The sequence below is a fragment of the Variovorax monticola genome (assembly GCF_051216855.1).
In the GTDB taxonomy this organism is placed as follows: domain Bacteria; phylum Pseudomonadota; class Gammaproteobacteria; order Burkholderiales; family Burkholderiaceae_C; genus Variovorax.
Window position 1 is genome coordinate 412792 of sequence record NZ_JBPJZP010000003.1, and the last position, 25591, is coordinate 438382.

A 25591-nucleotide genomic window follows, 5' to 3' on the forward strand; every position below is an offset into this window, starting at 1 on the left:
GGCTTCAGCCCTCCGACACCACGGGCCGCCCTGCGGCGGCGGGCGACCTGTCGCCTGCGCCGGCCGCTTGCGCGAGCATGGCGCGGTCGCACATCGCGCCCATCGCGACCACGATCTTGCGCGGCCCCTCGTACGGGTCGCGCGCGTGCGCCGCGAGCATGTTGTCGAGCATCACCACGTCGCCCTGGCGCCAGTCGAAGCGCACGGCGCAGGCTTCATACGCACGGCCGACGACGGCCATGGTCTGGTCGTCGATCGGCGTGCCGTCGCCATAGGTCACGTGGCGCGGCAGCCGGTCCAGGCCGCCGGCCACGGCCAGCAGGTCTTCGCGCGCGTCCGCCTCCAGGCAGCTCGCGTGGTGCAGCTGGACCTGGTTGAAGAACACGCGCTCTCCCGTGACCGGGTGCGTGATCACCGCGGGACAGCGGGTGCGCGTCTGCAGCGTCTGGTCGTCCAGCCAGCGCCAGGCCGTGCCGGCCAGCGCAAGGCGGTGCTCGACCTGCGCCTTGCTGTCGGTCTTGAAGAAGTGCTGCCAGCTCACGTCCAGCCGGGGCATGAAGGTGCGCACGTACAGCAGCTCCTTGCGCTCGAACTCGGCCACCATGTCGGGCGGCAGGTGGCGCAGCATCTCCCGGCAATCGACGATGGGCGTGGCGCCGCCCACGGGCGAAGGCTGCTCGCAGAAGAACCACTGCTTGCGCGGCCAGCGCTCGAGATGCGAGCTCTCGTTGTGATACAGGATCATTTGGCGCTCGGGGTACGGCGTCGAGCGGTAGGTGTTGCGCCCGCCCTCCTTCTTCGGCAGATCGCCGTAGCCGCCGTAGAGCTCGGGCTCGATCACTTCCGCGAAGGCCTCGAACTCCTGCGGCGTGCGCAGGCCGAAGTTGCGCAGCAGGATGCCGCCATGCGTGCACAGGCTGGCCTCGATGTAGTCGCGCTGTTCGCGGGCCCACGCCACCGCGTCGATGTCGCCGCTCGCGGCCTCGATGACCAGCGGGAACGCCCGCTGCGCTGAAAGGAAGGAGGTGCGCACGGGCGGGCGCGGCGCCGCCGGGGCACCACGCTCCTTGTCCGCGAATTTCCTGAGCTTGTGCAACTTGCCCAGCGCGGGCGAACTGGATGACATGGTTTTTCTTTCCGGGTTGGCTTGAATGACGAAATGCTCCAGCAGCCCCTCGGGTGCGGCGACCACCTGCTGCAACAGGTCGCGCCATGCGAGCGATGCGCGCTCGATGGTTTCGCGCCGGTACAGGCCGGAGGCGAAGGTCCACTCGGCGCGCAGGCCGCGCGCGCTCTCGCTCACGAAGACCGCGAGATCGAACTTCGAGGTGGTCACGGGTTTCGCGATGGGCTCGACGACGACGCCCGGGATCTCGAAGCGCCCTTCGGGCGTGTTCTGCATGACGAACAGCACCTGCACCAGCGGGCTGTGTTCACGGGTGCGGGGCACGCCGGCCAGCTCGACGATCTGCTCGAACGGCACGTCCTGGTGCTCGAAGGCCGACAGCACGCTCTCCTTGACCTTCGCGAGCCACTGCACGAACGCCAGCGCGGGCGTGAGCCGGGAGCGCAGCGGCACCACGCCGACGAAGAAGCCGATCAGGTCCTCGAGCGCCGGGTGGTCGCGCCCGGCAACGTCGGTGCCGACCACCAGGTCGTCGGCGGCCGCCTGCCGGTGCAGCATCAGCAGGAAGGCTGACAGCAGCACCACGTACAGCGAGGTCTTCTGCGCCCTGGCCAGGCCGTGCAACGCCTGCGCGAGCGCGTGCCCCACGTCGATGCCGACCGTGTCGCCCTCCGCCGACGCCACGCGGGGGCGCGCGCGGTCGGGGCCCAGCGTGGACACGGCGGGGGCGCCTTGCAGGTAGTCGCGCCAGAACGCGGCGTCGCGCTCAAAGTGCTGCGCGATCTTGCGGTGATGCCAGTCGGCGTAGTCCGCGTACTGGATGGCGAGGGGCGCGAGCGGCGAAGCCCGCCCGGCCCGCAGCGCCGCGTACAGGGCCATGAAGTCCTGCACGAAGACCGCTTCCGACCAGCCGTCGAACACGATGTGGTGCACGCACAGCAGCAGCACATGCACCTCGGGCTGCAGGCGCAGCACGGCGGCCGCGAAGGCCGGGCGGGCGCCCAGGTCGAACGCGGTGGCCGCGTGCGCGGCGAGCGCGGCGTGCATCGCGCTCGCCTGGCCTTCGCCCGAGAGGCCCGAGAGGTCCGAGAGGTCCGCCAGCGGAACGACAAGGCCACCGCCCGGCGCGATGCGCGCCACGGGATCGCCGTCGTCGTTCTCGGGGAACCAGGTGCGCAGCACTTCGTGCCGCTGCACGAGCGCATCGAGCGTGGCCCGGACCAGATCGACGTCGAGCGCGCCCGACAGACGCAGCGCCGCGGAGATGTTGTAGGCCGCGTGCCGGCCGGCCGATGCATCGGCCAGCCGGTTCACCAGCCACAGGCGCTGTTGCGCGGGCGAGAGCTTCATCTCGGCCGCGCGGCCGATCGGTTGCAGCACCGGCACCTGGCCGGCCGGCGGGGCCTCGTGCATCGCCTGGCGGGCCACGCCTGCAAGATCGAGGAGCACCGGGTGCTCGAAGATCTGGCGCAGCGGCAGCTCGAAGCCGCCTTCGACGCGGGCCCTCGACGCCAGCTGCGCAGCCAGCAGCGAATGCCCGCCGAGCTCGAAGAAATTGTCGTGCCGCCCCACGCGCGCCACGCCCAGCACCTGGGCCCAGAGGGCGGCCAGCTGCGCTTCCACCGCGTCGGCGGGTGCCTCGTAGGCCCGCTCGCTCGCGAACTGCGCCGCGGGCAGTGCCTTGCGATCGACCTTGCCGTTGCCGTTCAGGGGCAGGCGCTCGAGCACGACGACGGCGGCCGGAACCATGTAGTCGGGCAACGCCGCCGCGAGCCGCGTTCGCAGCACGGCGGTGTCCATCGCCTGCCCGGCCTGCAGGGCGATGTAGCCGACCAGCGACGCACCACCGGTGCCACCCGCACCATTCGCACTTTCGTGCGCCACCACCACGGCTTCCCGCACCTCGGGCTGCGCCAGCAGCTGCGCCTCGATCTCTCCCAGCTCGATGCGAAAGCCGCGCACCTTCACCTGGTGGTCGATGCGCCCCAGGTACGCCAGCTGCCCTTCGGCGTCCCAGCGCACCAGGTCGCCCGTGCGGTACAGCCGCTCCCCGTTCGCCGCCGCCACGAAACGCTCCGACGTGAGGCCGGCGCGCTGGAAGTAGCCGCGCGCCAGGCCGATGCCGCCCAGCAACAGCTCGCCCTGCACGCCCACGGGCGCCGGGTTCAGGAACCCGTCCAGCACATGGAGCGTCGTCGCCGCGATCGGCCCGCCGATGCGCGGCGTGCCGCGAACCCGCGCGGCCGTGGACCAGATCGTCGTTTCGGTGGGACCGTACATGTTCCACAGCTCGACACCGAGCGCCGCCAGATCGTCGGCAAGGTCCTGCTGCAGCGCTTCTCCGCCGCACAGGCCCTTGAAGTTCGCGCGCCGGCTGCCGTTCCACCCGGTGGCCCGCAACAGCCGCCAGCCCGCGGGCGTCGACTGCAGCACCGTGGCACCGCAGGCATGCAGAAGCTCGCCGAGCGCGCCGCCGCTTCGCACGGCATCCCTGGACGCCAGCACGATGCGCGCGCCGCTCAGCAGCGGCAGGTACAGCTCCAGGGCCGCGATATCGAACGACAGCGAGGTGACCGCCACCAGCACGTCGTCCGGTGCCATGCCCGGCGCGTCTTTCATGCTGTGCATGAAGTGGCTGAGCGACCGGTGCCGCACCATCACGCCCTTCGGCTTCCCGGTGGAGCCGGAGGTGTAGATGACGTAGGCCAGGTTCTCGCCGTCCAGCGCGACCTGCGGGTTTGCATCGGCGTAGCCGCCGGTGTCCAGCGTGTCCAGCGCCAGCACCCGAAGCGCCCCGGCGCGCGGCCACAGGGCGCCCAGCCGGCTCTGCGTGAGCAGCCATCCGATGCCGCTCTCGGCCACCATGTAGGCCAGCCGGTCCGCCGGGTGTTCCGGGTCGAGCGGCACATAGGCACCGCCGGCCTTCAGGACCGCCAGCACGGCCACCACCATGTCGATGGAGCGCTCCACCGCGATGCCCACCCTGGCCTCCGGCTTCACGCCCAGCGCGATCAGGCAATGGGCCAGGCGATTGGCCCGTGCGTTGAGTTCCGCGTAGCTCAGGGCCTGGTCGCCGAAGACCAGCGCGACCGCCTGCGGATGGCGCGCGACCTGGCGCTCGATCAGCCGGTGCACCGGCAGGTCGGCGTCGTAGCGCACGGTGTTTTCGCCCCACGCGGCGAGCTGGCGCTGCTCGTCGCCGGACATCACCTCGAGTTCGCAGACCCGCCGCTCGGGCTGCTGCGACAGGGCCTGCACGATGGCCTGGACGGCGGCGATCATCAGGCCGCACACGCGCCCGGCGTCCACCGATTCATGAATCTGCGCGGCCAGCGCAAAGCCTTCGCCCAGGTCGTCCACCGCCATCTCGACCGGGTAGTTGGTGCGCTCCCTGCTGCCCAGGATCTGCATGCCCTGCCACGGCTGGCCCGCTTCGACAGTGTTTGCCGGCTTGCCCTGCCGCGCGCCGTAGCGGTAGTTCAGCAGCGCCGTGAACAGCGGCATGCGCTGCGGCAGTCCGCTGCAGCGCTGCGCCAGCGACAGGCTGGCGTATTCGTGGTGCATCAGCTCGATCAGCGCCGCATGCGTGTGCCGAACGCAGGCCTGCACGCCTTGCGTTCCCAGCCGGATGCGCACGGGCAGCGTGTTGATGAACATGCCCAGGGCGCGGTCCACGTTCGCACCGCCCTGCATGCGCCCGAACAGCACGGTGCCGAACACCACGTCGTCCCGGCCCGCGGTCTTGCCCAGCACCATCGCCCAGGCCGTGTGGAACAGCGCGGCGGCGCTCACGCCGTGCGCCTGCGCCTGGCGCCTGACCTGCGCCGCGAGCCCGGTGTCCAGCACCACCGAGGCCTCCCGCACCCGGGTGCCGTCGCCCTGCACATCGAGCAGGCCGAAGGGTGCCGTCGTCTCGTCCACGTCGGCCAGCATCTGGCTGAAGAAGGCCTGGTGCCCGGCCTGGTCGCCGTCCAGCCGGGCCTGGCCGACGAAGCGCCGGAACGGCACGGGCGCCGGCAGTTCGGCCCGCCGCCCTTGCTGGATCAGCGCGATTTCCTCGACCACCAGTTCCAGCGTGGTGTGGTCCACCACCAGGTGATGGCTGGACAGCTGGAGCAGCCAGCGGGCGTTGGCCGCGTCATGCGTTGCGACGGCCGCGAGCATCGGCGCCTTGCGCACGTCGATGCGCAGGCCGGCCGGCGCTGCATCGGCGAGCCACTGGAGCGCGAGCGCGGCCTGGCGATGCACCACCTGCACCGGTTCGGGGAGTTCTTCCCACATGACGGCGGTTCGCAGGATGTCGTGGCGCGCGATCACCTCGTTGAAGCTGGCGACGAAGCGCAGCAGCCCTTCGCGACTGTCGAAGCTCAGGCTGTTCAGCGTGACGTAGGCGTCCGCCTCGGCATGCAGGCGGTGATGAAAAAGCATGCCCTCCTGCATGGGCACCAGGGGATAGATGTCCTGGATGTTGGCGGCCCCGCCCGGCACGGCCGCCTCGATGCGCGCGATCTGCCGCGCGTCCAGCGCCACCAGCGTCAGCATCCCCGGCCCGATGGCCCGGCACTCCGCCGGAATGCCGTTGGCAGGAACCACCACCTCGGCCCGCGCCGGCGCCTGCGCCGACGCCTGCGCGAAGGCGCCGAGCCGGGGCTGCTGGAACAGCGTGCGCACCTGCGCGGCCAGGCCTTGGGCGCGCATGCGCTCCAGCAGCCGCAGCGCCAGCAGCGAATGGCCGCCCAGCTCGAAGAAGCTGTCCTCGCGGCCCACGCGTTCCACGCCGAGCACGTCGGCCCAGATGGCCGCGAGCTTCTGCTCGTGCGCGCCCACGGGCGCCTCGTACGCCCGCTCGCTCGTGAACGCCACCGCCGGCAACGCCTGCCGGTTGACCTTTCCGTTCGCGTTCAACGGCAGCCCGTCTAGCACCATGACCACGGCGGGAACCATGTAGTCGGGCAAGGCTTCGCCCAGCCGCGACTTCAGCTGCGCAACGTCGGCCACATGGCCCGCGTGCGCCGACACATAGCCCACCAGGCGCGTGACGGCGGGGCCTTCGTCGGCCACCACCACGGCTTCCCGCACCTCGGGCTGCGCCAGCAGCTGCGCCTCGATCTCTCCCAGCTCGATGCGAAAGCCACGCACCTTCACCTGGTGGTCGATGCGCCCCAGGTACGCCAGCTGCCCTTCGGCGTCCCAGCGCACCAGGTCGCCCGTGCGGTACAGCCGCTCTCCGTTCGCCGCCGCCACGAAGCGCTCCGACGTGAGGCCGGCCCTGTGCAGGTAGCCGCGCGCCAGGCCGGCACCCGACACGTGCAGCTCGCCGGGCACGCCCACCGGCACCAGGTTCAGCTGCGCATCGAGCACCCGCAGCCCGAGGTCCGGAATCGCCAGGCCGACCGGGCTGCGCTGCCGGTCCAGGTCCGCCGCGGTGACTCGGCGACAGGTCACGTGCACCGTCGTCTCGGTGATGCCGTACATGTTGACCAGCTGCGGGCTGTGGTCGCCGTGGTGCGCGATCCACTGGCGCAGCCGCTGCGGGTCCAGCGCCTCGCCGCCGAAGATCACCACGCGCAGCGACAGGCGGTCCTGGTCGCCCTCGCCGTCCCGGCCGTCACGGTCGTCCCGGTGGTCCAGGTAGGCCTGCGGCAGGCTGGCCAGCTGGCCGAACGCCGACGGCGTCTGGTTGAGCACCGTCACCTTGCGCGAGCGCAGCAGTTGCAGGAAGTCCTCCGGCGAGCGGCTGACCCAGAACGGCACGATGACCAGCGTGCCGCCGGTACACAGCGCCCCGAAGATTTCCCAGACGGAGAAATCGAAGGCATAGGAATGGAACAGGGTCCAGGTGTCTTGCGGTCCGAACCCGAACCAGGCGTCGGTCGCGTCCAGCAGCCGCGTCACGTTGCCATGGCACATCTGCGCGCCCTTGGGCCTGCCGGTGGAGCCCGAGGTGTAGATCACGTAGGCCAGGTTCTGGCCGTGCACCGCGACCTGCGGGTTGCCCTGCGGCTGCGCGTGCAGGTCCAGCGTGTCCAGCGCCAGCACGCGCAGCGCCTCGGCGCCCGGCACCAGCGACTGCAGGTGGCTTTGCGTCAGCAGCAGCGCCACGCCGCTGTCGCGCACCATGTAGGCGAGCCGCTCGGGCGGGTACGCCGGGTCCAGCGGCACATAGGCGCCGCCGGCCTTCAGGATGCCCAGCAGGCCCACCACCATCTCCATGGAGCGTTCCACCGCAATGCCCACCCGGGTCTCCGCCTTCACGCCCAAACCGATCAGGTGATGGGCGAGGCGGTTGGCCCTGGCATTGAGTTCGCCGTAGCTCATCGTCCGGTCGCCGAGCGCCAGCGCCGTGGCGTCGGGATGCGCCGCGGCCTGCCGTTCGACCAGGCGGTGCACCGGCGTCGACTGGTCGAAGCCTTGCGCCTTCGCGCACCAGGCCTCCAGCTGCACGCTTTCGGCCTCGCTCAACAGCGCCACCTCGCCCACGGTCTGCTCGGGGCGCTGCGCCAGGGCCTGCAGCACCGCCAGGTAGTGGCCCGCCATGCGCTCGATGGTCGAGGCATCGAACAGCTCCGGCGCATAGCTGAACTTCGCATGCAGCCGGCCGTCGGGGCTTTCGTCGGTGACCAGCATCAGCTCGAACTGCGCGGCCTGGGTGCCCAGGTCCCACGGCGCCAGCGTGAGCCCCGGCAGCCCTTCCAGGGCCGAGAAGTCCGCGCGCTGGTGATTGAACAGCACCTGGAACAGCGGCTGCACGCCCGGAATGCGCTCGGGCTGCAGGGCCTCGACCAGTTGCTCGAACGGCAGGTCCTGGTGCATCTGCGCGCCCAGCGCCGCCTCCTGCGTGCGCGCCAGCACCTGCAGCAGGCTGCTGCGGCTGTCCACCGCCGCGCGCAGCACCTGCGTGTTGACGAAGAAGCCGACGACGCCCTCGGTCTCCATGCGGTGGCGGTTCGCGATCGGCACGCCCACGCGAATGTCTTCCTGGCCGCTGCAACGCCCGAGCAGCACCTGGAAGCCGGCCAGCAGCACCATGAACACCGTGCCCCCCTGGCTGCGGGCCCGCTTCTGCAGCCCGTCGACCAGCGACGCCGGCAGTTCGACCCGATGGCTGGCTGCGCCGTAGCGGGCATCGGGCCTTCGGGCGCGGTCCAGCGGCAGCTGAAGCACCGGCTGCGCGTCGCCGAGCTGCGCCTTCCAGTAGGCCAGCTGGCGCTCCTGCTCGCCGGCTTCCAGCCAATGCCGCTGCCACACCGCGTAGTCGGCGTACTGGACCGGCATTGGCTGCAACGCCACCGCTTCGTGCCGCACGCAGGCGCGGTACTGCGCCACGAACTCGTCCACGACGATCTGCAGCGATCCGCCGTCGGACACGATGTGGTGCATCACCAGCACCAGCAGGTGCGTGTCAGGCGCCAGGCGAACCAGCGCCACCCGCATCAGCGGTCCTTGCGTCAGGTCGAAGGGCGTGTGGCAGATGCGCCGCACCGCGTCGCGGGCCATGGCTTCGCGCGCGCCGGCATCGGCATCGCCCAGGTCCAGCAGCGTGAAGTCGAGCTCGCCGCTGTCGCGAATCAGCTGCTCGGCCAGTCCGTCGGCGTCGGCGCGAAACACCGTGCGCAGCGATTCGTGTCGTGCCACCAAGGCCTTGAAGCTCGCGTGCACCGCGTCGGCGTCCAGCGGCCCCGTGAGCTTGAGCGCATCGCTGATGTGGTACGCCGTGCTCTGCGGATCGAGCTGCCACAGGAACCACTGGCGCAGCTGCGCGTAGGAGACGGGGCAGCGGTGCCGCGCCGCGTCCTCGCGCGGCAGGATGGGGAACTGCCCGAGCGTCAGGCCCCGGGCACGGATTCCCTCGTACACCACGCGGCGCTGCTCGCTCGACAGGCGCGAGAAGCGCTCGGCGATGCGACGGGTTGCTGCGGTTTCCATCAGACGGTCTCCATGCTGTCCAGCAGCGAATCGATTTCTGAAAGGGCCTGGGCCGCGGGACTGTCCCGAAGGGCGGCGGCCATCCGTTCGGCCATGGCGGCCAGGGTCGGGTACTGGAAGACGTCGCGCACCGTGAGCCCGCCCGGCATGGCCGCGTGCAGGCGCGCCACCAGCCGCGTGGAAAGCAGCGAGTGCCCGCCCAGCTCGAAGAAGTTGTCGTCGCGGCCCACGCGCTCCACGCCCAGCACCTCGGCCCAGACGGCGGCCAGCTTTTCTTCGGCCTCCCCCCGGGGCGCTTCGTACGCATTGCCGGGCAGGAACTCCGGCGCCGGCAGCGCCTTGCGGTCCACCTTGCCGTTCGGGGTCAGCGGCAGCGCGCCGAGCACCACCAGCACCGACGGGACCATGTGCTCGGGCAACAGCTCGCCCAGGCGCTCGCGCAGCGCGGCCGCGTCGATCGCCCGGTCCCCCTGCGGGGCCACGTAGCCCACCAGCCGCGTGCCCCCCGGGCCCTCGCTGGCGAGTGCCACCGCGTCGCGAACCTCCGGCTGCGCCAGCAGGGCGGCCTCGATGTCCCCCAGCTCGATGCGAAAGCCCCGCACCTTCACCTGGTGGTCGATGCGCCCCAGGTACGCCAGCTGGCCCTCCTGGTTCCACTTCACCAGGTCACCGGTGCGGTACAGGCGAGCGCCGTCTTCCGCCGCGATGAAGCGCTCGGCCGTCAGGCCTGCGCGGTTCAGGTAGCCGCGCGCCAGCCCGGCGCCCGACACGTACAGCTCGCCCGCGGCGCCCAGCGGCATCGGGTTGAGCTGCCCGTCGAGCACGCGCAGCCCCAGGTCGGGGATCGCGATGCCCACGGGGCTGCGCGCCTGCACCAGGTCGGCGGCGGTGATGCGCCTGCAGGTCACGTGCACCGTGGTCTCGGTGATGCCGTACATGTTGAACAGCCGGGGGCTGTCGTCGCCGTGCCGCTCGATCCAGCCGCGCAGGCGTTGCGGGTCCAGCGCCTCGCCGCCGAAGATCACCGTGCGAAGCGCCAGGCCGACTTGGTGCGACGGCGGCAGGCCGGCCAGTTGCCCGAAGGCCGAAGGCGTCTGGTTGAGCACGGTCACGCGCTGCGTGCGCAGCAGCTGCAAGAAATCCTCCGGCGAGCGGCTGACCCAGAACGGCACGATCACCAGCTTGCCGCCGGTGCACAGCGCCCCGAAGATTTCCCACACGGAAAAGTCGAAGGCGTAGGAGTGGAACAGCGTCCAGACGTCGTCGGGGCCGAAGCCGAACCACGCGTCGGTGGCGCCGAGCAGGCGGCTCACGTTGCGATGGCAAAGCTGCGCGCCCTTGGGCCGGCCCGTGGAGCCGGAGGTGTAGATGACGTAGGCGAGGCTGTCGGCGTGCAGCCCGACCTCGGGGTTGGTGACGGGCTCGGCGGACAGGTCGAGCGTGTCCAGCGGCAGCACCTGCAGCCCTCCGATGGCGGGCGCCTGCAGGTGGGCCTGCGTGAGCAGCAGCGCGATGCCGCTGTCGGCCACCATGAAGGCCAGCCGGTCCGCGGGGTAGTCGGGGTCCAGCGGCACGTAGGCGCCGCCGGCCTTCAGGATGGCCAGGATGCCCACCACCATCTCGAGCGAACGCTCCACCGCGAGGCCCACCCGGGTCTCGGGCCTTACACCGAGCGCGATCAACCGGTGTGCAAGGCGGTTGGCCTGCGCATTGAGTTCGCCGTAGCCCAGCGTCTGCGCGCCGAAGACCAGCGCCACCGCATCGGGGCGCGCCTGCGCCTGGCGTTCGATCAGGCGGTGGATGGGTTCCGCCGTTTCGGGCGTTCCAGCCGCTGCAGTCGCTTCGGCTGCTTGCGTGGGTGCGCCCCATGCAGCGAGCTGGGCGCGCTCGGCTTGCGGCAAGAGCACCACGTCGCCCACCGCCTGCCCGGGGCAGTCGGCCAGCGCCGCCAGCACCGCGAGGTAGTGGCCCGCCATGCGCGCGATGGTCTGCGGCGCGAACAGTTCCGCCGCGTAGCGCCAGCTCGCCGTCACGCGGCCGTCGTCGCCTTCGCTGGTCTCCAGCGTCAGCTCGAACTGCGCCGCCTGCGCGTCCAGGTCGCACGCGGTCAGTGTGAGCCCGGGCAGCCGATGCAGCGCCTGCAGGCCGCCCCGCTGGTGATTGAACATGACTTGGAACAGCGGGCTGGCGCCCAGGCTGCGCTCGGGCTGCAACGCTTCGACCAGTTGCTCGAACGGCAGGTCCTGGTGCGCCTGCGCGCCCAACGCCGCGTCTTTCGCGCGGGCCAGCACGCGCGCCAGGCTCTCGCGCCCGTCGAGCACGTTGCGCAGCACCTGCGTGTTGACGAAGAAGCCGATGACGCCTTCGGTCTCGGCACGGTGGCGGTTGGCCACGGGCACGCCCACGCGGATGTCGGGCTCGCCGGTGTAGCGGCTCAGCAGCACCTGGAAGCCCGCCAGCAGCCCCATGAACAGCGTGGCGCCCTGGCCCTGCAGGCGCCGTTGCAAACGCTGCACCAGATCGCCCGGCAGTTCGAAGCCGTGCCGCACGGCGCTATAGCGGCCGTCGGCCTTTCTGGCGTGGTCGGTGGGCAGTTGCAGCACGGGTTGTTCGGTGCCGATGTGGTGGGTCCAGTACGCCAGCTGGCGATCGCGTTCGCCGGCTTCGAGCCAGTCGCGCTGCCACGCGGCGTAGTCGGTGTACTGGATCGGCAACGGCGGCAGCACGACCGCGGCGCCCTGCACACGGGCGCGGTAGTGCGCCACGAATTCGTCGACGAGCACCTGCATCGACCAGCCGTCGGACACGATGTGGTGCATCACCACGACGAGCAGGTGTTGGTCCGCTGCGAGGCGGATCAGCCCGACGCGCAGCAGCGGGCCCGCGGCCAGGTCGAAGGGCGTGTGGCTCAGGCGCAGCGCCTCTTCGCGGCTGCGCACTTCGCGTTCGGCCTCGGTGCGCCACGCGGCCAGGTCGAGCGTTGCCAGTTCGAGCGGGACGGCTTCCTGGACGACCTGCTCGGCCAGGCCCTGTGCGTCGGCGCGGAACACGGTGCGCAGCGATGCGTGGCGCTGCACCAGCGCGTCGAAGCTCGCACGCACGGCCGACTCATCGAGCGGGCCCACGAGCTTCAGCGCGCCGCTGATGTGGTACGCGGTGCTCGACGGATCGAGCTGCCACAGGAACCACTGGCGCAGCTGTGCGTGCGACAAGGCCAGTTTGCCGGCGCGCTGCGCCGCACCCAGCACGGGAATCGCCTGCGTCTCCGCGGGGCGGCCGGCCTGGAGCGCATGCGCGATGCGCGCCACGCTCTGGTGTTCGAACATCTGGCGAGGCGTGAGGTGCACGCCGACCCGTGCCGCGCGCGCGGCGACCTTGAGGCTGAGGATGGAGTCGCCGCCGAGTTCGAAGAAATTGTCGGTGCGGCCCACAAGGGGTACGGCGAGTACTTCGGCCCAGATCGCTGCGAGGGCTTTCTCGACTTTCCCCTCGGGGGCTTCGTACGCTCGGTCGCTGGTGAACTCCGGGGCCGGCAGTGCCTTGCGGTCTACCTTGCCGTTGGCGTTCAGCGGCAATGCGTCCAGCACCATGATCACGCTCGGCACCATGTAGTCGGGCAATGCTTCAGCGAGGCGTTCCCTGAGTGTTGGCGTGTCGATGTCGTTGCCGGAGACGTAGGCCACCAGCCTTGCACCGGACGGGCCTTCGTTGGCGACCACAACGGCTTCTCGCACTTCGGGCTGCGCCTGCAGCTGCGCTTCGATCTCGCCGAGCTCGATTCGGAAGCCCCGCACCTTCACCTGGTGGTCGATGCGGCCCAGGTACTCCAGTTGGCCTTCGTTGTTCCAGCGCACCAGGTCGCCTGTGCGGTACAGGCGGCTTCCGTCGTTGGCAGCAATGAATCGTTCGGCAGTCAGGCCGGCCCGTTTCAGGTAACCGCGTGCGAGGTTGATGCCGCCCAGGTACAGCTCGCCAGCGACACCGGCAGGGACTTCGTTCAGGCTCTCGTCCAGCACATGCGCCTGTGTCTCGCTGATCGGCCGGCCGATCGGCACTTGGGTGCTTCCGTCGTCCCGGCACGTCCATTGAGTGACGTGGATCGTCGTCTCCGTCGGCCCGTACAGGTTCTGCAAGGTTGCGCCGCTCAGGCGTTGCAATGCTTCCTTCTGCGTGGCGGCAGGCATCGCCTCTCCGCCGCAGATGATGTGCTTGAGCTTGGTCGTCGCTTCGATGCCTTCGTAGGCAAGGAAGGCTTGCAGCATCGAGGGCACGAAGTTCAGCGTCGTGATCTGGTGCTTCTGGATCAACTCGACCAGGCGCACCGGGTCGCGGTGATCTCCGGGGTTGGCAATGACCAGCCTTGCTCCCGCAGTCAACGGCCAGAACATCTCCCACACGGACACGTCGAAGCCGAAGGGGGCCTTGTGCAAGACCGTGTCTGCGCTTTCGAGCGTGTAGAACTCCTGCATCCAGGCCATGCAGCTGAACAGGGCCTGATGGCGGATGGCTGCGCCTTTGGGGCGGCCTGTGGAGCCGGAGGTGTAGATGACGTAGGCGAGGTGCTCGCCATGCAGGTTGACTTGGGGATCAGCTTCTGACTCGGACAACGTATCGAGCGTGTCGAGCTCCAGCACCTGAAGGGCGTCCACGCCAGGAATCAGCGAGCGCAAGCTGCTCTGGGTCAACAGCAGCGAGATGCCGCTGTCCTCGACCATGTAGGCCAGCCGGTCCGCCGGGTAGTCGGGATCGAGCGGAACGTACGCCCCACCAGCCTTCAAGACAGCAATGATGCCCACCATCATCTCTGTGGAGCGCTCCACGCAGAGGCCAACCAGCACATCGGGTCCTACGCCCAAAGCGATCAAGCGATGCGCAAGACGGTTCGCACGTGCATTGAGCTCCGAGTAGCTCAGCGCTTCTTCACCAAAGACCAATGCAGGCGCAGAAGGCTGCAACCTCGCATGCGCCTCGATCTGCCGATGCACCGGCTGCGCGCCTTCATGGCGCCGCGTGTTCTCGCCCCACGCCGCAAGCTTTGAACGCTCGGCGGCACCGATCAAAGCGACATCCCCCACCGCCAGCTCGGGCTGCACAGCCAACGCCTCAAGCACCGCCACGTAGTGCCCCGCCATCCTCTCGACCGTCTCCCTGTCGAACAGCTCAGCCGCATACAGGAAGCTCGCCTCGACCCGCCCGTCCTCGAACTCCAGCGTCTGCAGCGTGAGCTCGAACTGCGCGTCTTCTTCCTCGAAGTCCAGCCGCTCCACCGACACGCCCGGCCAGTCGGCCAGCGAGCGGTGGTCACGCCGCACGTGGTTGAACATCACCTGGAACAGCGGGTTCGCGCTCAGGCTGCGCTCGGGCCGCAGCGCGCCGACCAACTGCTCGAACGGCAGGTCCTGGTGGGTCTGCGCGCCGATGGCGGTGTCGCGTGTCTGCACGAGCAGCTCGGCCAGCGTGGTGCGCGCCCCCATCCGCGAACGCAGCACCTGCGTGTTGACGAAAAAGCCCACCACGCCCACCGTCTCCGCGCGGTTGCGGTTGGCAATGGGCACCCCCACGCGCGCATCGGTCTGCCCGGTGTGCCGGAACAGCAGCGCATTGAAGCCCGCGAGCAACGCCATGAACAAGGTGGCGCCCTGCCCCTGGGCCCGCTGGCGCAGCCGTGTCACAGTGCCTGCCGGCAAGGCGAGGGTGACGCGCGCCGAGCCGTAGCGGCCGTCGGCGTTGCGCGGCCGGTCGGTGTGCAGCGAGATCACCGGCTGCTCCGTGCCCAGGTGGTCGCGCCACCAGGCCAGCTGGCGTTCGCCCTCGCCGCCGTCCAGCCACTGGTTCTGCCACACGGCGTAGTCGGCGTACTGGACCGGCAGCGCCGCGAGTGCCAATCCGGATGTCGGGCCCTGCACGCGCGCGGCGTACTGCGCGGCGAGTTCGTCGAGCGAGAGCTGCACGGACCATCCGTCGGACACGATGTGGTGCATCACCACCAGCAGCTGGTGCGTCTGCGCACCGGTCTTCAGCAGCACGGCGCGCATCAGCGGGCCGCGCGTGAGATCGAAAGGCTCGGTGCGAATGCGCCGCACCTCGGCGTGCACCGCCTGTTCGCGCGCCGCGGTGTCCAGCTCGCTCAAGTCGATGCGGGGCAGCTCGACAGTCACGCCCTGCTGAATGACCTGCTCGGCGCCGCCGTCGGCTTCCTCGCGGAAGACGGTGCGCAGCGACTCGTGGCGGTCCACCAGCGCCTGCAGGCTCGCGCGCAGCGCGTCGGTGTCCAGCGGGCCGGTCAGCACCAGCCCGCCGCTCAGGTGGTAGGCCGTGCGCGCCGGGTCCAGCTTCCACAGGAACCACTGGCGGCGCTGCGCGAAGGACAGCGGTGCGCGCTCGCGCTCGGGGCGCGGGGGGATGGCGCTCCCGGCCTGGCGCGCGGCGGTGCTCGCGCCGCGCAGCCGCTGCTGCAGGCGGGCGCGCTGTTCCGCGCTGAGGTTGGCGCGGCGTGCGGAGATATCCTGGATGTCGGGCATTGGGGGCTTCTTCAGACGGTGGCGGACAGGCGGTCCGGTGCGGCTTCGGTGGGGTCGACGGCGTCGGCGGGATCGGCGGGATGGCCGCCCTCGATCTCTTCGATCAGCCGCGTCTCGACCAGCAAGGCCAGGTCGGCGACGGTGGGCGCCTTGAAAAATGCGGCGGGGTGCAGTTCGATCTCGTAGGCCTTGCGCACGCGCGCCAGGATCTGGATGGCCAGCAGCGAGTCGCCGCCCAGCTCGAACAGGTTGTCGTGCACGCCGACGGCGGCAATGCCCAGCATGTCCTGCCACACCTCGGCCAGGCGGGCTTCCAGCTCGCCTTCGGGGGCGACGTAGGGCGTGTCGAGCGCGGGGCGCGGATGGTGGCGGCGCGAGTCGCGCGACAGGCGCGCGGCGTGGGCCAGCGGGCCGTTCTCGATCAGTTCGAGCATGCCGCTGTCGAGCTCGCCCAGGCGCTGCGCGAGGTCGGTGGTCGAGATCAGCACCTGCGCGTGCGCCGGCCCGTTGACGATGCGTTCCAGCGCCAGCGCGCCCTCGGGGCCGCTCATGCCCACGCCTTCGGGCAGCACCATGCCGGCGGCCATGCCCAGGTCGCGCCAGGCGTCCCAGTTGACCGAGATGACGGGGTATCCGGCGCTGCGCTGCGCCTGCGCGGCCAGGGCGTCGAGGTAGGCGTTGGCGGCGGCGTAGTCGCTCTTGCCCAGGCCGCCGGCCATGCTGGAGATGGACGAACACAGGAGCACGAAATCGAGTGCGTCGTCGCGCACGGCCGCCAGCAGCGCCTGCGTGCCGCGCAGCTTGGGCTCGAACACGGCGTCGACCAGGGCGCGCGTGCGCTGGCCGATCATGCCGCTGCTGGCATGGCCCGCCGCATGAATCACGCCGTGGATGGCGCCGAAGCGCGCGCGGGCTTGCGCGGCGGCGGCCTGCATCTGCGCGGCATCGGCCACGTCGGCGGAAAGCGCGAGCACTTCGCCGCCCAGCGCTTCGAGCTCGATCAGCTGCAGCAGCTTCTGGCGCAAGGCCGCGGGCTGCTCGGGCGCGGCGGCCAGCGCCTCCCACGCGCCGCGCTCTGGCAGCGGCGTGCGACCGAGCAGCACCAGCTTCGCCTGCCACGCCTGGGCCAGATGGCGCGCCACCGACAGGCCCACGCCGCCGAGGCCGCCGGTGACCAGGTACACGCCCTGCGTGCGAAAGCGCTGGTGCGGTTCTTCGCCGCGCGCCGGCAGGGCCAGCGGCTCGTAGGCCTTCGCCCAGCGGTGCGGCCCGCGGTACGCCACCAGCGGCTCGCTGCCACGCGGCGGCGGGTCGGCCGCCAGTTGCCGCACCAGCCACGCCTCGGCGTCGCTGCCGGCCGCGGGCAGCACCACGTCGACGACGCGGCAGTCGATGTGCGGGTACTCCTGCCCGATCACCTTGGCCAGGCTGAACAGCGTGGCCTTTTCGGGGCAAAGGGGTTCCAGGCCCGTGACGTCTTCCATCTGCGTGGTAACGACCTGCAGGGCCAGCTTGCGCTCGCTGCCAGCAGCGGTGCTGTCCAGCGCCTGCGCCAAGGCCAGCAGGCTGAAGAAGCCGCGCTCCAGCACGTCGGCGGACTGCGAAGGCGGCGCCAGTTCGTCGTCCACGCCCCACAGGTGAAAGGCCCTGGAGACGGGGCCCAGCCCGGCCTGCACCTTGCGCAGCACCTGCGCATGGTCGGCGCGCTCGCCGGGGCGCACGGCGTAGTGGCGCGGGCCGATCTCGACGAAGGCCGGGCCCTGCTCCACCCACACCACGGGGTGCGCGTCGGCGCCCTGGTGCAGATGGGAAATCAGCCGGTCGGTGAGGCCGCGCGTTTCGCCGAAGACCAGCGTGCAGGTGCCTGCTGGCACCGGGCTGCGCTGCGCGCGCAGCGGCTCGGTGCGCTTCCAGGTCGGCACGTGGAAGGCGTTGGCCGCCGCGCCTTCGGTCAATGGCGCGGCGCGTTCGAAGCTGCCCGCCTCCACCCAGTACGACTGCCGCTGGAACGGGTAGCTCGGCAGGGGCACCTGCCGGCGCGGCTGGCCTGCGCGGCAGGCGGCCCAGTCGATGTCGACGCCGGCGCACCAGAGCGCGCCGGTCACGCTGGCCAGTTGCCGCGCATTGCGCGCCTCCTGCTGCGGATGCGCCTGGCTCGCCCAGATGCCCGCGGCGGACGCGGCCAGCGGATGCTGGCGCGCCAGGCCGGCCAGCGTTTCGCCGGGGCCGACCTCGAGCAGCACGCGCCCGGCCGTGCCGAGCAGCGCGGACAGCCCATCGGCGAAGCGCACCGTGCTGCGCAGGTGCAGGCCCCAGTACACCGGGTCCACTACCTGCTCCGCCGTGATCGGCAAGCCCGTGACGTTGGAGATGAACGGAATGCGAGGCGCGTGGCGCGGCACAGACGCCACCACCTGCTGCAGCTCGGCCACGATCGCCTCGGTCATCGCCGAGTGCGACGCGATGGCGACGTGCAGGCGGCGCGGCATGAGGCCGCGCGCGAACAGCCGCTGCTCGGCCGCCTCGATGGCTTGCAGCGGACCCGCGAGCACGCACAGCTGTTCGCCGTTGATGGCTGCGATGTCGCAGCCGGCTGCGAGGAAGGGCGCGAGTTCGGCTTCGGCCAGCGCGACGGCCGTCATGGCACCCGCCGGCAGCGACTGCATGAGGCGGCCCCGCGCGGTGACGATGCGCAGCGCGTCCTCCAGGCTGAACACGCCGGCCAGGCAGGCGGCCACGTATTCGCCGAGGCTGTGGCCCAGCATCACGGCGGGCTGCACGCCGCGCGCCATCCATGCGCGGGCCATCGCGTACTCGACGATGAACAGCGCCGGCTGCGTGTATTCGATGCACGACAGCTGCCGGTCGGCCGCTGCTTCGGCGCCGGCCGCGGGGTACAGCAGCTGGCGCAGATCCATGCCCACCGTGTCGCTCAGCAGCGCGCAGCAGCGGTCGACCTCGCCGCGGAACACCGCGTCGTCGCGGTACAGCGCGGCGCCCATGTTCGCGTGCTGCGTGCCGCCGCCGGGGAACAAAAAGGCGACCTCGGGCGCGCTGGCCGGCGCGCGAAGCAACTGCTCGAAACCGCCCTCGGGCGACAGCAGCGCCTGCGCGGCCATCGCATGGCTGTCGGCGACCACCGCGGCGCGCAGCGGCATCGGACGGCGGCCGCTTTGCAGCGTGTGCGCGATGTCGGCCAGCGGCTGGTCGGCCGAGGCTTCGAGGTGGCGGCCCAGGCGCTGCCCGGCCTCCTGCAGCGCGGCGGCGTTGCGCGCCGACAGGGGCAGCACCTGCCAGCCGGACGGCTGCGCGGCGGCGGGCCTGGCTGCCGGCGCCTCTTCGAGCACCACGTGCACATTGGTGCCGCCGATGCCGAAGGAGCTGACACCGGCGCGGCGCGGCATGGCACCGGCGGGCCAGGGCTTGGTCGCGGCGTTGACGTAGAACGGACCGCCCGCGAAATCGATCTGCGGGTTGGACCGCTCGAAGTGCAGGCTGGCCGGCAGTGTCTTGTGCTTGAGCGCCATCACCGTCTTGATGAGCCCGGTGACGCCAGCCGCCGCGTCGAGGTGGCCGATGTTGGTTTTCACCGAGCCGATGGCGCAGTGCTTCGTGCCCCCGGAGGCAGACTGGAAAGCCTGCGTGAGCGCAGCCAGCTCGATGGGGTCGCCCAGCACCGTGCCCGTGCCGTGCGCCTCGATGTAGCCGATGGACTCGGCGCTCACACCGGCAATCAGCTGGGCCGCGCGAATCACCTCGGCCTGCCCGTTCACGCTGGGCGCGGTGAAGCCGACCTTGTCGGCGCCGTCGTTGTTGGCCGCGCTTCCCTTGATGACGGCATGGATGGTGTCGCCGTCGCGCAGCGCGTCGTCCAGGCGCTTGAGCACCACCAGGCCTGCGCCGCTGCCGATGACGGTGCCCGCGGCCTTTTCGTCGAAGGCGCGGCAGTGGCCGTCGGGCGACAGGATGGCGCCCTGCTGGTACAGGTAGCCGCCGTCCTGCAGCAGGTTGAGCCACACGCCGCCGGCCAGCGCCATGTCGCAGTCGTAACCCAGCAGCGCCTGGCAGGCGGTGTGCACCGCGGCGAGCGAGGTCGAGCAGGCGGTCTGCACCGTCACTGCCGGGCCGCGCAGGTTCAGCTTGTAGGCCACGCGGGTGCAGAGCGAGCCGCCGGAGTTGCCGCTCATGAGGCCCAGCAGGTCGGCAATGCCGCGCCCGTCGCCCAGGCCGAAGGCGGGCAGCAGGTGGCGCATGAGGTACAGGTTGGGGCCCTCGCCCGCGTACACGCCGACCTTGCCCGCCCAGGCATGCGCGTCGCAGCCCGCGTGCTCCAGCGCGGCCCAGGCGCACTCCAGGAAGATGCGTTGCTGCGGGTCGAGGTACTCGGCCTCGCGCGGCGAATAGCCGAAGAAGCCGGCGTCGAACTGGTCGAAGCCCTTGAACTGCGTGCCGGCCTTCACGTAGGCGGGGTCGTCGAGCAGCGCCTGCGACACGCCCTGCGCGCGCAGTTGCGCGTCGGTGAAGCGGGTCACGGACTCCACGCCATCGCGGACGTTGCGCCACAGCGCGTCCACATCGTCGGCGCCCGGGAAGCGGCCGGCCATGCCGACGATGGCGATCTCGATGCCGGAGGCGGCGCTGGTGGTGGACGGTTCAGTGGGGGCGTCGAGGGTGTGCATCAGTTGACTCTTTCCGCGGCTTTGCGGCGTTGAAGCAGGGCGGCGCGCTGGCGCAGCGCGCGGTCGTCGCCGGCCGCGCTGGCCACGGCGGGTGCGGTGGCGCCACGCGCCATCCACTGGGTGAGCGAACCGACCGTGGGGTACTTGAAAAGCTGCACCAGCGGCAGCGTGGTGCGCAGCCTGTCTTCGAGCAGGCGGTGCACGCGGACCACCAGCAGCGAGTGGCCGCCGAGGTCGAAGAAGTTGTCGTGGATACCGACCTTGTCCATCTGCAGGACCTCGGCCCAGATGGCGGCGACGGTTTCTGCGATGTGGCCTTGGGGGGCTTCGTAGGGCTTGTCGCTGGCGACGGTGGCGGCCGGCAGCGCCTTGCGGTCTACCTTGCCGTTGGCGTTGAGCGGCAATGCATCCAGCACCATGATCACGCTGGGGACCATGTAGTCGGGCAATGCTTCAGCGAGGCGTTCTCTGAGTGTTGGCGTGTCGATGTCGTTGCCCGAGACGTAGGCCACCAGCCTTGCACCGGACGGGCCTTCGCTCGCTACGACGACTGCTTCGCGCACTTCGGGCTGGGACTGCAGTTGCGCTTCGATCTCGCCGAGTTCGATGCGGAAGCCCCGCACCTTCACCTGGTGGTCGATGCGGCCCAGGTACTCCAGTTGGCCTTCGTTGTTCCAGCGCACGAGGTCGCCTGTGCGGTACAGGCGGCTTCCGTCGTTGGCTGCAATGAATCGTTCGGCTGTCAGGCCGGCCCGCTTCAGGTAGCCCCGTGCGAGGTTGATGCCGCCCAGGTACAGCTCGCCAGCGACACCGGCAGGGACTTCGTTCAGGCTCTCGTCCAGCACATGCGCCTGTGTCTCGCTGATCGGTCTTCCGATCGGCACTTGGGTGCTGCCGTCGTCCCGGCACGTCCACTGCGTGACGTGAATCGTCGTCTCCGTCGGCCCGTACAGGTTCTGCAAGGTTGCGCCGCTCAGGCGTTGCAATGCTTCCTTCTGCGTGGCTGCAGGCATGGCTTCCCCGCCGCAGATGATGTGCTTGAGCTTGGTCGTGGCTTCGATGCCTTCGTACGCCAGGAAGGCTTGCAGCATCGAAGGCACGAAGTTCAGCGTCGTGATCTGGTGCTGCTGGATCAACTCGACCAGGCGCACCGGGTCGCGGTGATCTCCGGGGTTGGCAATGACCAGCCTTGCTCCGGAAGTCAGCGGCCAGAACATCTCCCACACGGACACGTCGAAGCCGAAGGGGGCCTTGTGCAAGACCGTGTCCGCGCCTTCCAGCTTGTAGAACGCCTGCATCCAGGCCATGCAGCTGAAGAGCGCCTGATGGCGGATCGCTGCGCCCTTGGGGCGGCCTGTGGAGCCTGAGGTGTAGATGACGTAGGCGAGGTGCTCGCCATGCAACAGCACTTGCGGATCTGCATCGGATTCGGCGGATGTATCGAGCGTGTCGAGCTCCAGCACTTCAAGTGCTTCGACACCGGGAATCAGCGAGCGCAAGCTGCTCTGGGTCAACAGCAGCGAGATGCCGCTGTCTTCGACCATGTAGGCCAGCCGGTCCGCCGGGTAGTCGGGATCGAGCGGAACGTACGCCCCACCAGCCTTCAAGACAGCAAGGATGCCCACCATCATCTCCGTGGAGCGCTCCACGCAGAGGCCGACCAGCACATCGGGTGCTACGCCCAAAGCGATCAAGCGATGCGAAAGACGGTTCGCCCGCGCATTGAGCTCCGAGTAGCTCAGCGCTTCTTCACCAAAGACAAATGCAGGCGCAAAAGGCTTCAACCTCGCATGCGCCTCGATCTGCCGATGCACCGGCTGCGCGCCTTCATGGCGACGTGTGTTCTCGCCCCACGCCGCCAGCTGCTCGCGCTCGGCGGCACCAATCAAAGCGACATCCCCCACCGCCAGCTCGGGCTCGACAGCCAACGCCTCCAGCACCGCCAGGTAATGCCCCGCCATCCGCTCGATCGTCTCCCTGTCGAACAGCTCCGCCGCATAGACGAAGCCCACTGTCAGTCGCCCCTCGGGCGTCTCGCGCGCTTCCAGCACCAACTCGAACTGCGCCTCGCCATCGGGCAATGCGTGATGCGCCACCTCGAGCCCCGGCAGTTGCGCCAGCGCCCGGTAGTCCTCGACCAGGTGGTTGAACATCACCTGGAACAACGGGCTCTGGCCCAGGCTGCGCTGCGGCTGCAGGGCCTCGACCAGTTGGTCGAACGGCAGGTCCTGGTGGGTCTGCGCGCCGAGCACGGCTTCTCTCGCCTGCTTCACGACGTCCGACAGGCGCATGCGCGCGCCGAGCCGGTTGCGCAGCACCAGCGTGTTGACGAAAAAGCCGATGACGCTTTCCGCTTCGATCCGGCTGCGATTCGCGACCGGCGCGCCGACGCGAATGTCCTGCTGCCCCGTGTAGCGATGCAGCAGCGCCTGGAAGCCGGCCAGCAACACCATGAACAGCGTTGCACTCTCGTTCGCGGCCGACCGGCGCAAGCCGCCCAGCAATGCCGCGGGCACCTCGACGCTGTGCCGTGCCGCGCGGTAGCCGATGCGGGCGGTGCGCGGGTGGTCGGTCGCCAACGCCAGCACGGGATGGTCTTCACCGAGTTGCGCGCGCCACCACGCCAGCTGCCGCTCGCCCTCGCCGCCAGCCAGCCAGGCGCGCTGCCAGGCCGCGTGGTCGACGTACTGGATGCGCGCGCCCGCATGGCGCCGCATGTCGCCCCGCAGCCGCGCGGCGTAGCCGGCCGCGAGCTCGTCGAGCAGCAGTTGCATCGACGCACTGTCCGACACGATGTGGTGCATCACCACCACCAGCAGGTGCTCGGTGTCCGACAGGCGCAGCAACGCCACGCGCGACAGCGGGCCCTGCGTCAGGTCGAAGGGTGTGGCGTGCAGGCGCTGCACTTCTTCTTCGGCGCGCGCTTCGCGTTCTTGCGCAGCGAGGCGGCGCAGGTCGACGAGGTTCAGCAGCGGCGCCCACGTCGGGCTGACCAGCTGCGCGGCCGTGCCGTCGGCGCCGGCCAGGAACACCGTGCGCAGCGACTCGTGGCGCGCGGCCAGGTCTTCGAAGGCCGCATGCATCGCGGCGGCATCGAGCGCGCCCGACAGGCGCAGCGCGCCGCTCATGTGGTACGCGGTGCTGCGCGGCGCGAGCTTCCACAGGAACCACTGGCGCTCCTGTGCGTGCGACAGCGGCAGGGGCCGCAGCCGATGCTCGGCCGACAGCGGCTCGATGGGCGCCACCGCGAGCACCTGGCGCGGATGGTTCTTGCGGCTGCGCACGATGTCGGCGCAGGCGCTCAGCCGGGGCTGCTCGAAGAGGTCGCGCAGGTCGAACGCGATGTTCCAGCGCCGCGCGATGCGCGCACACGCCTGAACGCCGGCCAGCGAATTTCCGCCCGAGGTGAAGAAGTGCGCGTCGTGCGGCAGCGCACGTTCTTCGGGCCACTTGAGCACTTGCTTCCAGATGCCGGCGACCGATTGCGCGACCTCGTCGAGCACCGGCGCTTGCGACAGAACCGAAGCGCTGCCGCCGAGCGTGAAGCTGCCGTGCTCGTGAATGGCATAGGCGTCCAGGCTGCGCGCCGCGAGGCCCGCACGGCAGGCCTGGCGCTGCAGCTTGCCGCTGGAGGTCTTGGGCAGCGCGCCCGGGTTCAGCAGCACGATGGCGGCGGGCGCCTCTCCGAACACCTCGCTCACCGCAGCACCCAGCGCGTCGACGAGCACGTGCGGCGGCACCAGCTTCTGCATGCTGCGCGACACCTCGGCCGCCACGCCGATGCCTTCGCCCTGCGGCCCCGCCACCGCGAACGCGGCCACGCGGCCCTTGCGCACGGCATCGACCTCGGCCTCGACGGTGCGCTCGATGTCCTGCGGATAGATGTTGTGGCCGCGCACGATGATCAGGTCCTTGATGCGGCCCGTGACGTAGAGCTGCCCCGCATGCTGGAAGCCCAGGTCGCCGGTGCGCAGCCAGCGGCGGCCTTCATGCGCGACGAAGGTCTGCTGCGTTTCCTCGGGCTTGCCCCAGTAGCCGGCGCAGATGCTCGGTCCGCCGGCCCAGATTTCGCCGACGCTGCCGTCGTCCAGCGCGCAGAGCGAAGCGGGGTCGGTGATGCGCACCGCGTGCCCGGCGGGCGCCGCGCCGCAGCCCACCAGTTGCGTGCCTTCCGTGCTTTCCACCCCCTGCCCCCTGGCCAGCGCATCGGCGGAGAAAGCAGGCGCGACCAGCCCGCCGCCGCGCCGTCCGCCGGTGACGAACAGCGTCGCTTCGGCCAGGCCGTAGCAGGGGTACACGGCGCCGGGGTCGAAGCCTGCGGGCGCGAAGCGTTCGATGAACTCGGCTTCGGTGTCCGCGCGCACGGGCTCGGCGCCGGTGTAGGCCACGCGCCACGACGACAGGTCGAGCCCCGCGAGCCGCGTGCCCTTCACGCGGTCCAGGCACAGGCGGTAGGCGAAGTCGGGCCCGCCGCTGAGCGTGGCGCGGTGGCGCGAGATGAGCTCGAGCCAGCGCACCGGGCTTTCGAGGAAGTAGCGCGGCGACGCCAGCACCAGCGCAATGCCGCTGTACAGCGGCTGCAGGAGGCCGCCGATCAGGCCCATGTCGTGGTACAGCGGCGCCCAGGAAACGAACTTGTCGTCGGGCCCGATGCCCATGCCGTCGCGGATGGCGCGCTCGTTGGCCATGAGGTTGCCGTGCGTCACGATCACGCCCTTGGGCGCGGAGGTGGAGCCCGAGGTGTATTGCAGGAACGCAGGGTCGTCGCAGGCGGGAGAGAACGGCGTCCATGACGTGGCATGCGCGATGTCCACGGTGTCGACCGCGACCATCGACGCCTGCGCGAACGACGCCGAGGCGTCCGCCATCGCGGCGAGCATCGACGCGGAGCTGAGCACGCAGCGGGCCTGCGAGTCGAGCGCAATGCCTGCCAGGCGCGCCAGGTGCTGGGGCCGCATGGATTCGGGCGGAAACACGGGCACCGCGATCACGCCGGCATGGAAGCACGCGAGCATGCTCACGGCGTAGTGGTCGTCGTTGTCCAGCATGACGAGGGCGCGGTCGCCCTTGGCGAACTGCTGCTGCAGCCGCGCCGCCAGCGCGCGCACACGCGACGCGAAGACGGCATAGGTGAACTGCTTCTCGACATAGGCGTCGTTCACCTCGCCCGCCACGGTGAGCCAGACGTCGTCGGGCCGCGCCTGCGCCAGGGCCTGCAGGTGTTCCACGAAGTTCGCGGATTCGGGGTGCCCCCGGTCCGGCGTCGTTGTCGGCGTACGTGCCATTTCGCTCACTCCATGTCTATAGAAAAGGCGCAGCCGGCGTCGGCCCGGCCGCGT

The 25591-nt window shown here is 70.4% G+C and carries 4 protein-coding genes; all 4 read right to left on the reverse strand.

Going from position 1 to position 25591, the window contains the following annotated elements; genetic code table 11:
- Positions 1–4: 4 nt before the first annotated feature.
- The 4 genes from ACSFA5_RS13145 to ACSFA5_RS13160 are packed head-to-tail and all read right to left on the reverse strand — an operon-like array spanning position 5 to position 25537.
- Positions 5–9052 (reverse strand): non-ribosomal peptide synthetase, encoded by a 9048-nt coding sequence (locus tag ACSFA5_RS13145; RefSeq protein ID WP_435444480.1) that lies wholly within the window; start codon positions 9050–9052, stop codon positions 5–7.
- Positions 9052–15573: an amino acid adenylation domain-containing protein gene (locus ACSFA5_RS13150; protein WP_435444481.1), complete on the reverse strand. Its 6522-nt coding sequence runs from the start codon at positions 15571–15573 to the stop codon at positions 9052–9054. Before ACSFA5_RS13150 ends, ACSFA5_RS13145 begins: the two co-directional genes overlap by 1 nt.
- A gap of 11 nt (positions 15574–15584) precedes the next feature.
- A complete protein-coding gene (locus tag ACSFA5_RS13155; RefSeq protein ID WP_435444482.1) occupies positions 15585–20252 on the reverse strand; it encodes a type I polyketide synthase in 4668 nt (1555 codons plus the stop codon).
- Positions 20252–25537, reverse strand: a complete 5286-nt coding sequence (locus tag ACSFA5_RS13160; RefSeq protein WP_435444483.1) for an amino acid adenylation domain-containing protein — start codon at positions 25535–25537, stop codon at positions 20252–20254. Before ACSFA5_RS13160 ends, ACSFA5_RS13155 begins: the two co-directional genes overlap by 1 nt.
- Positions 25538–25591: the final 54 nt, after the last annotated feature.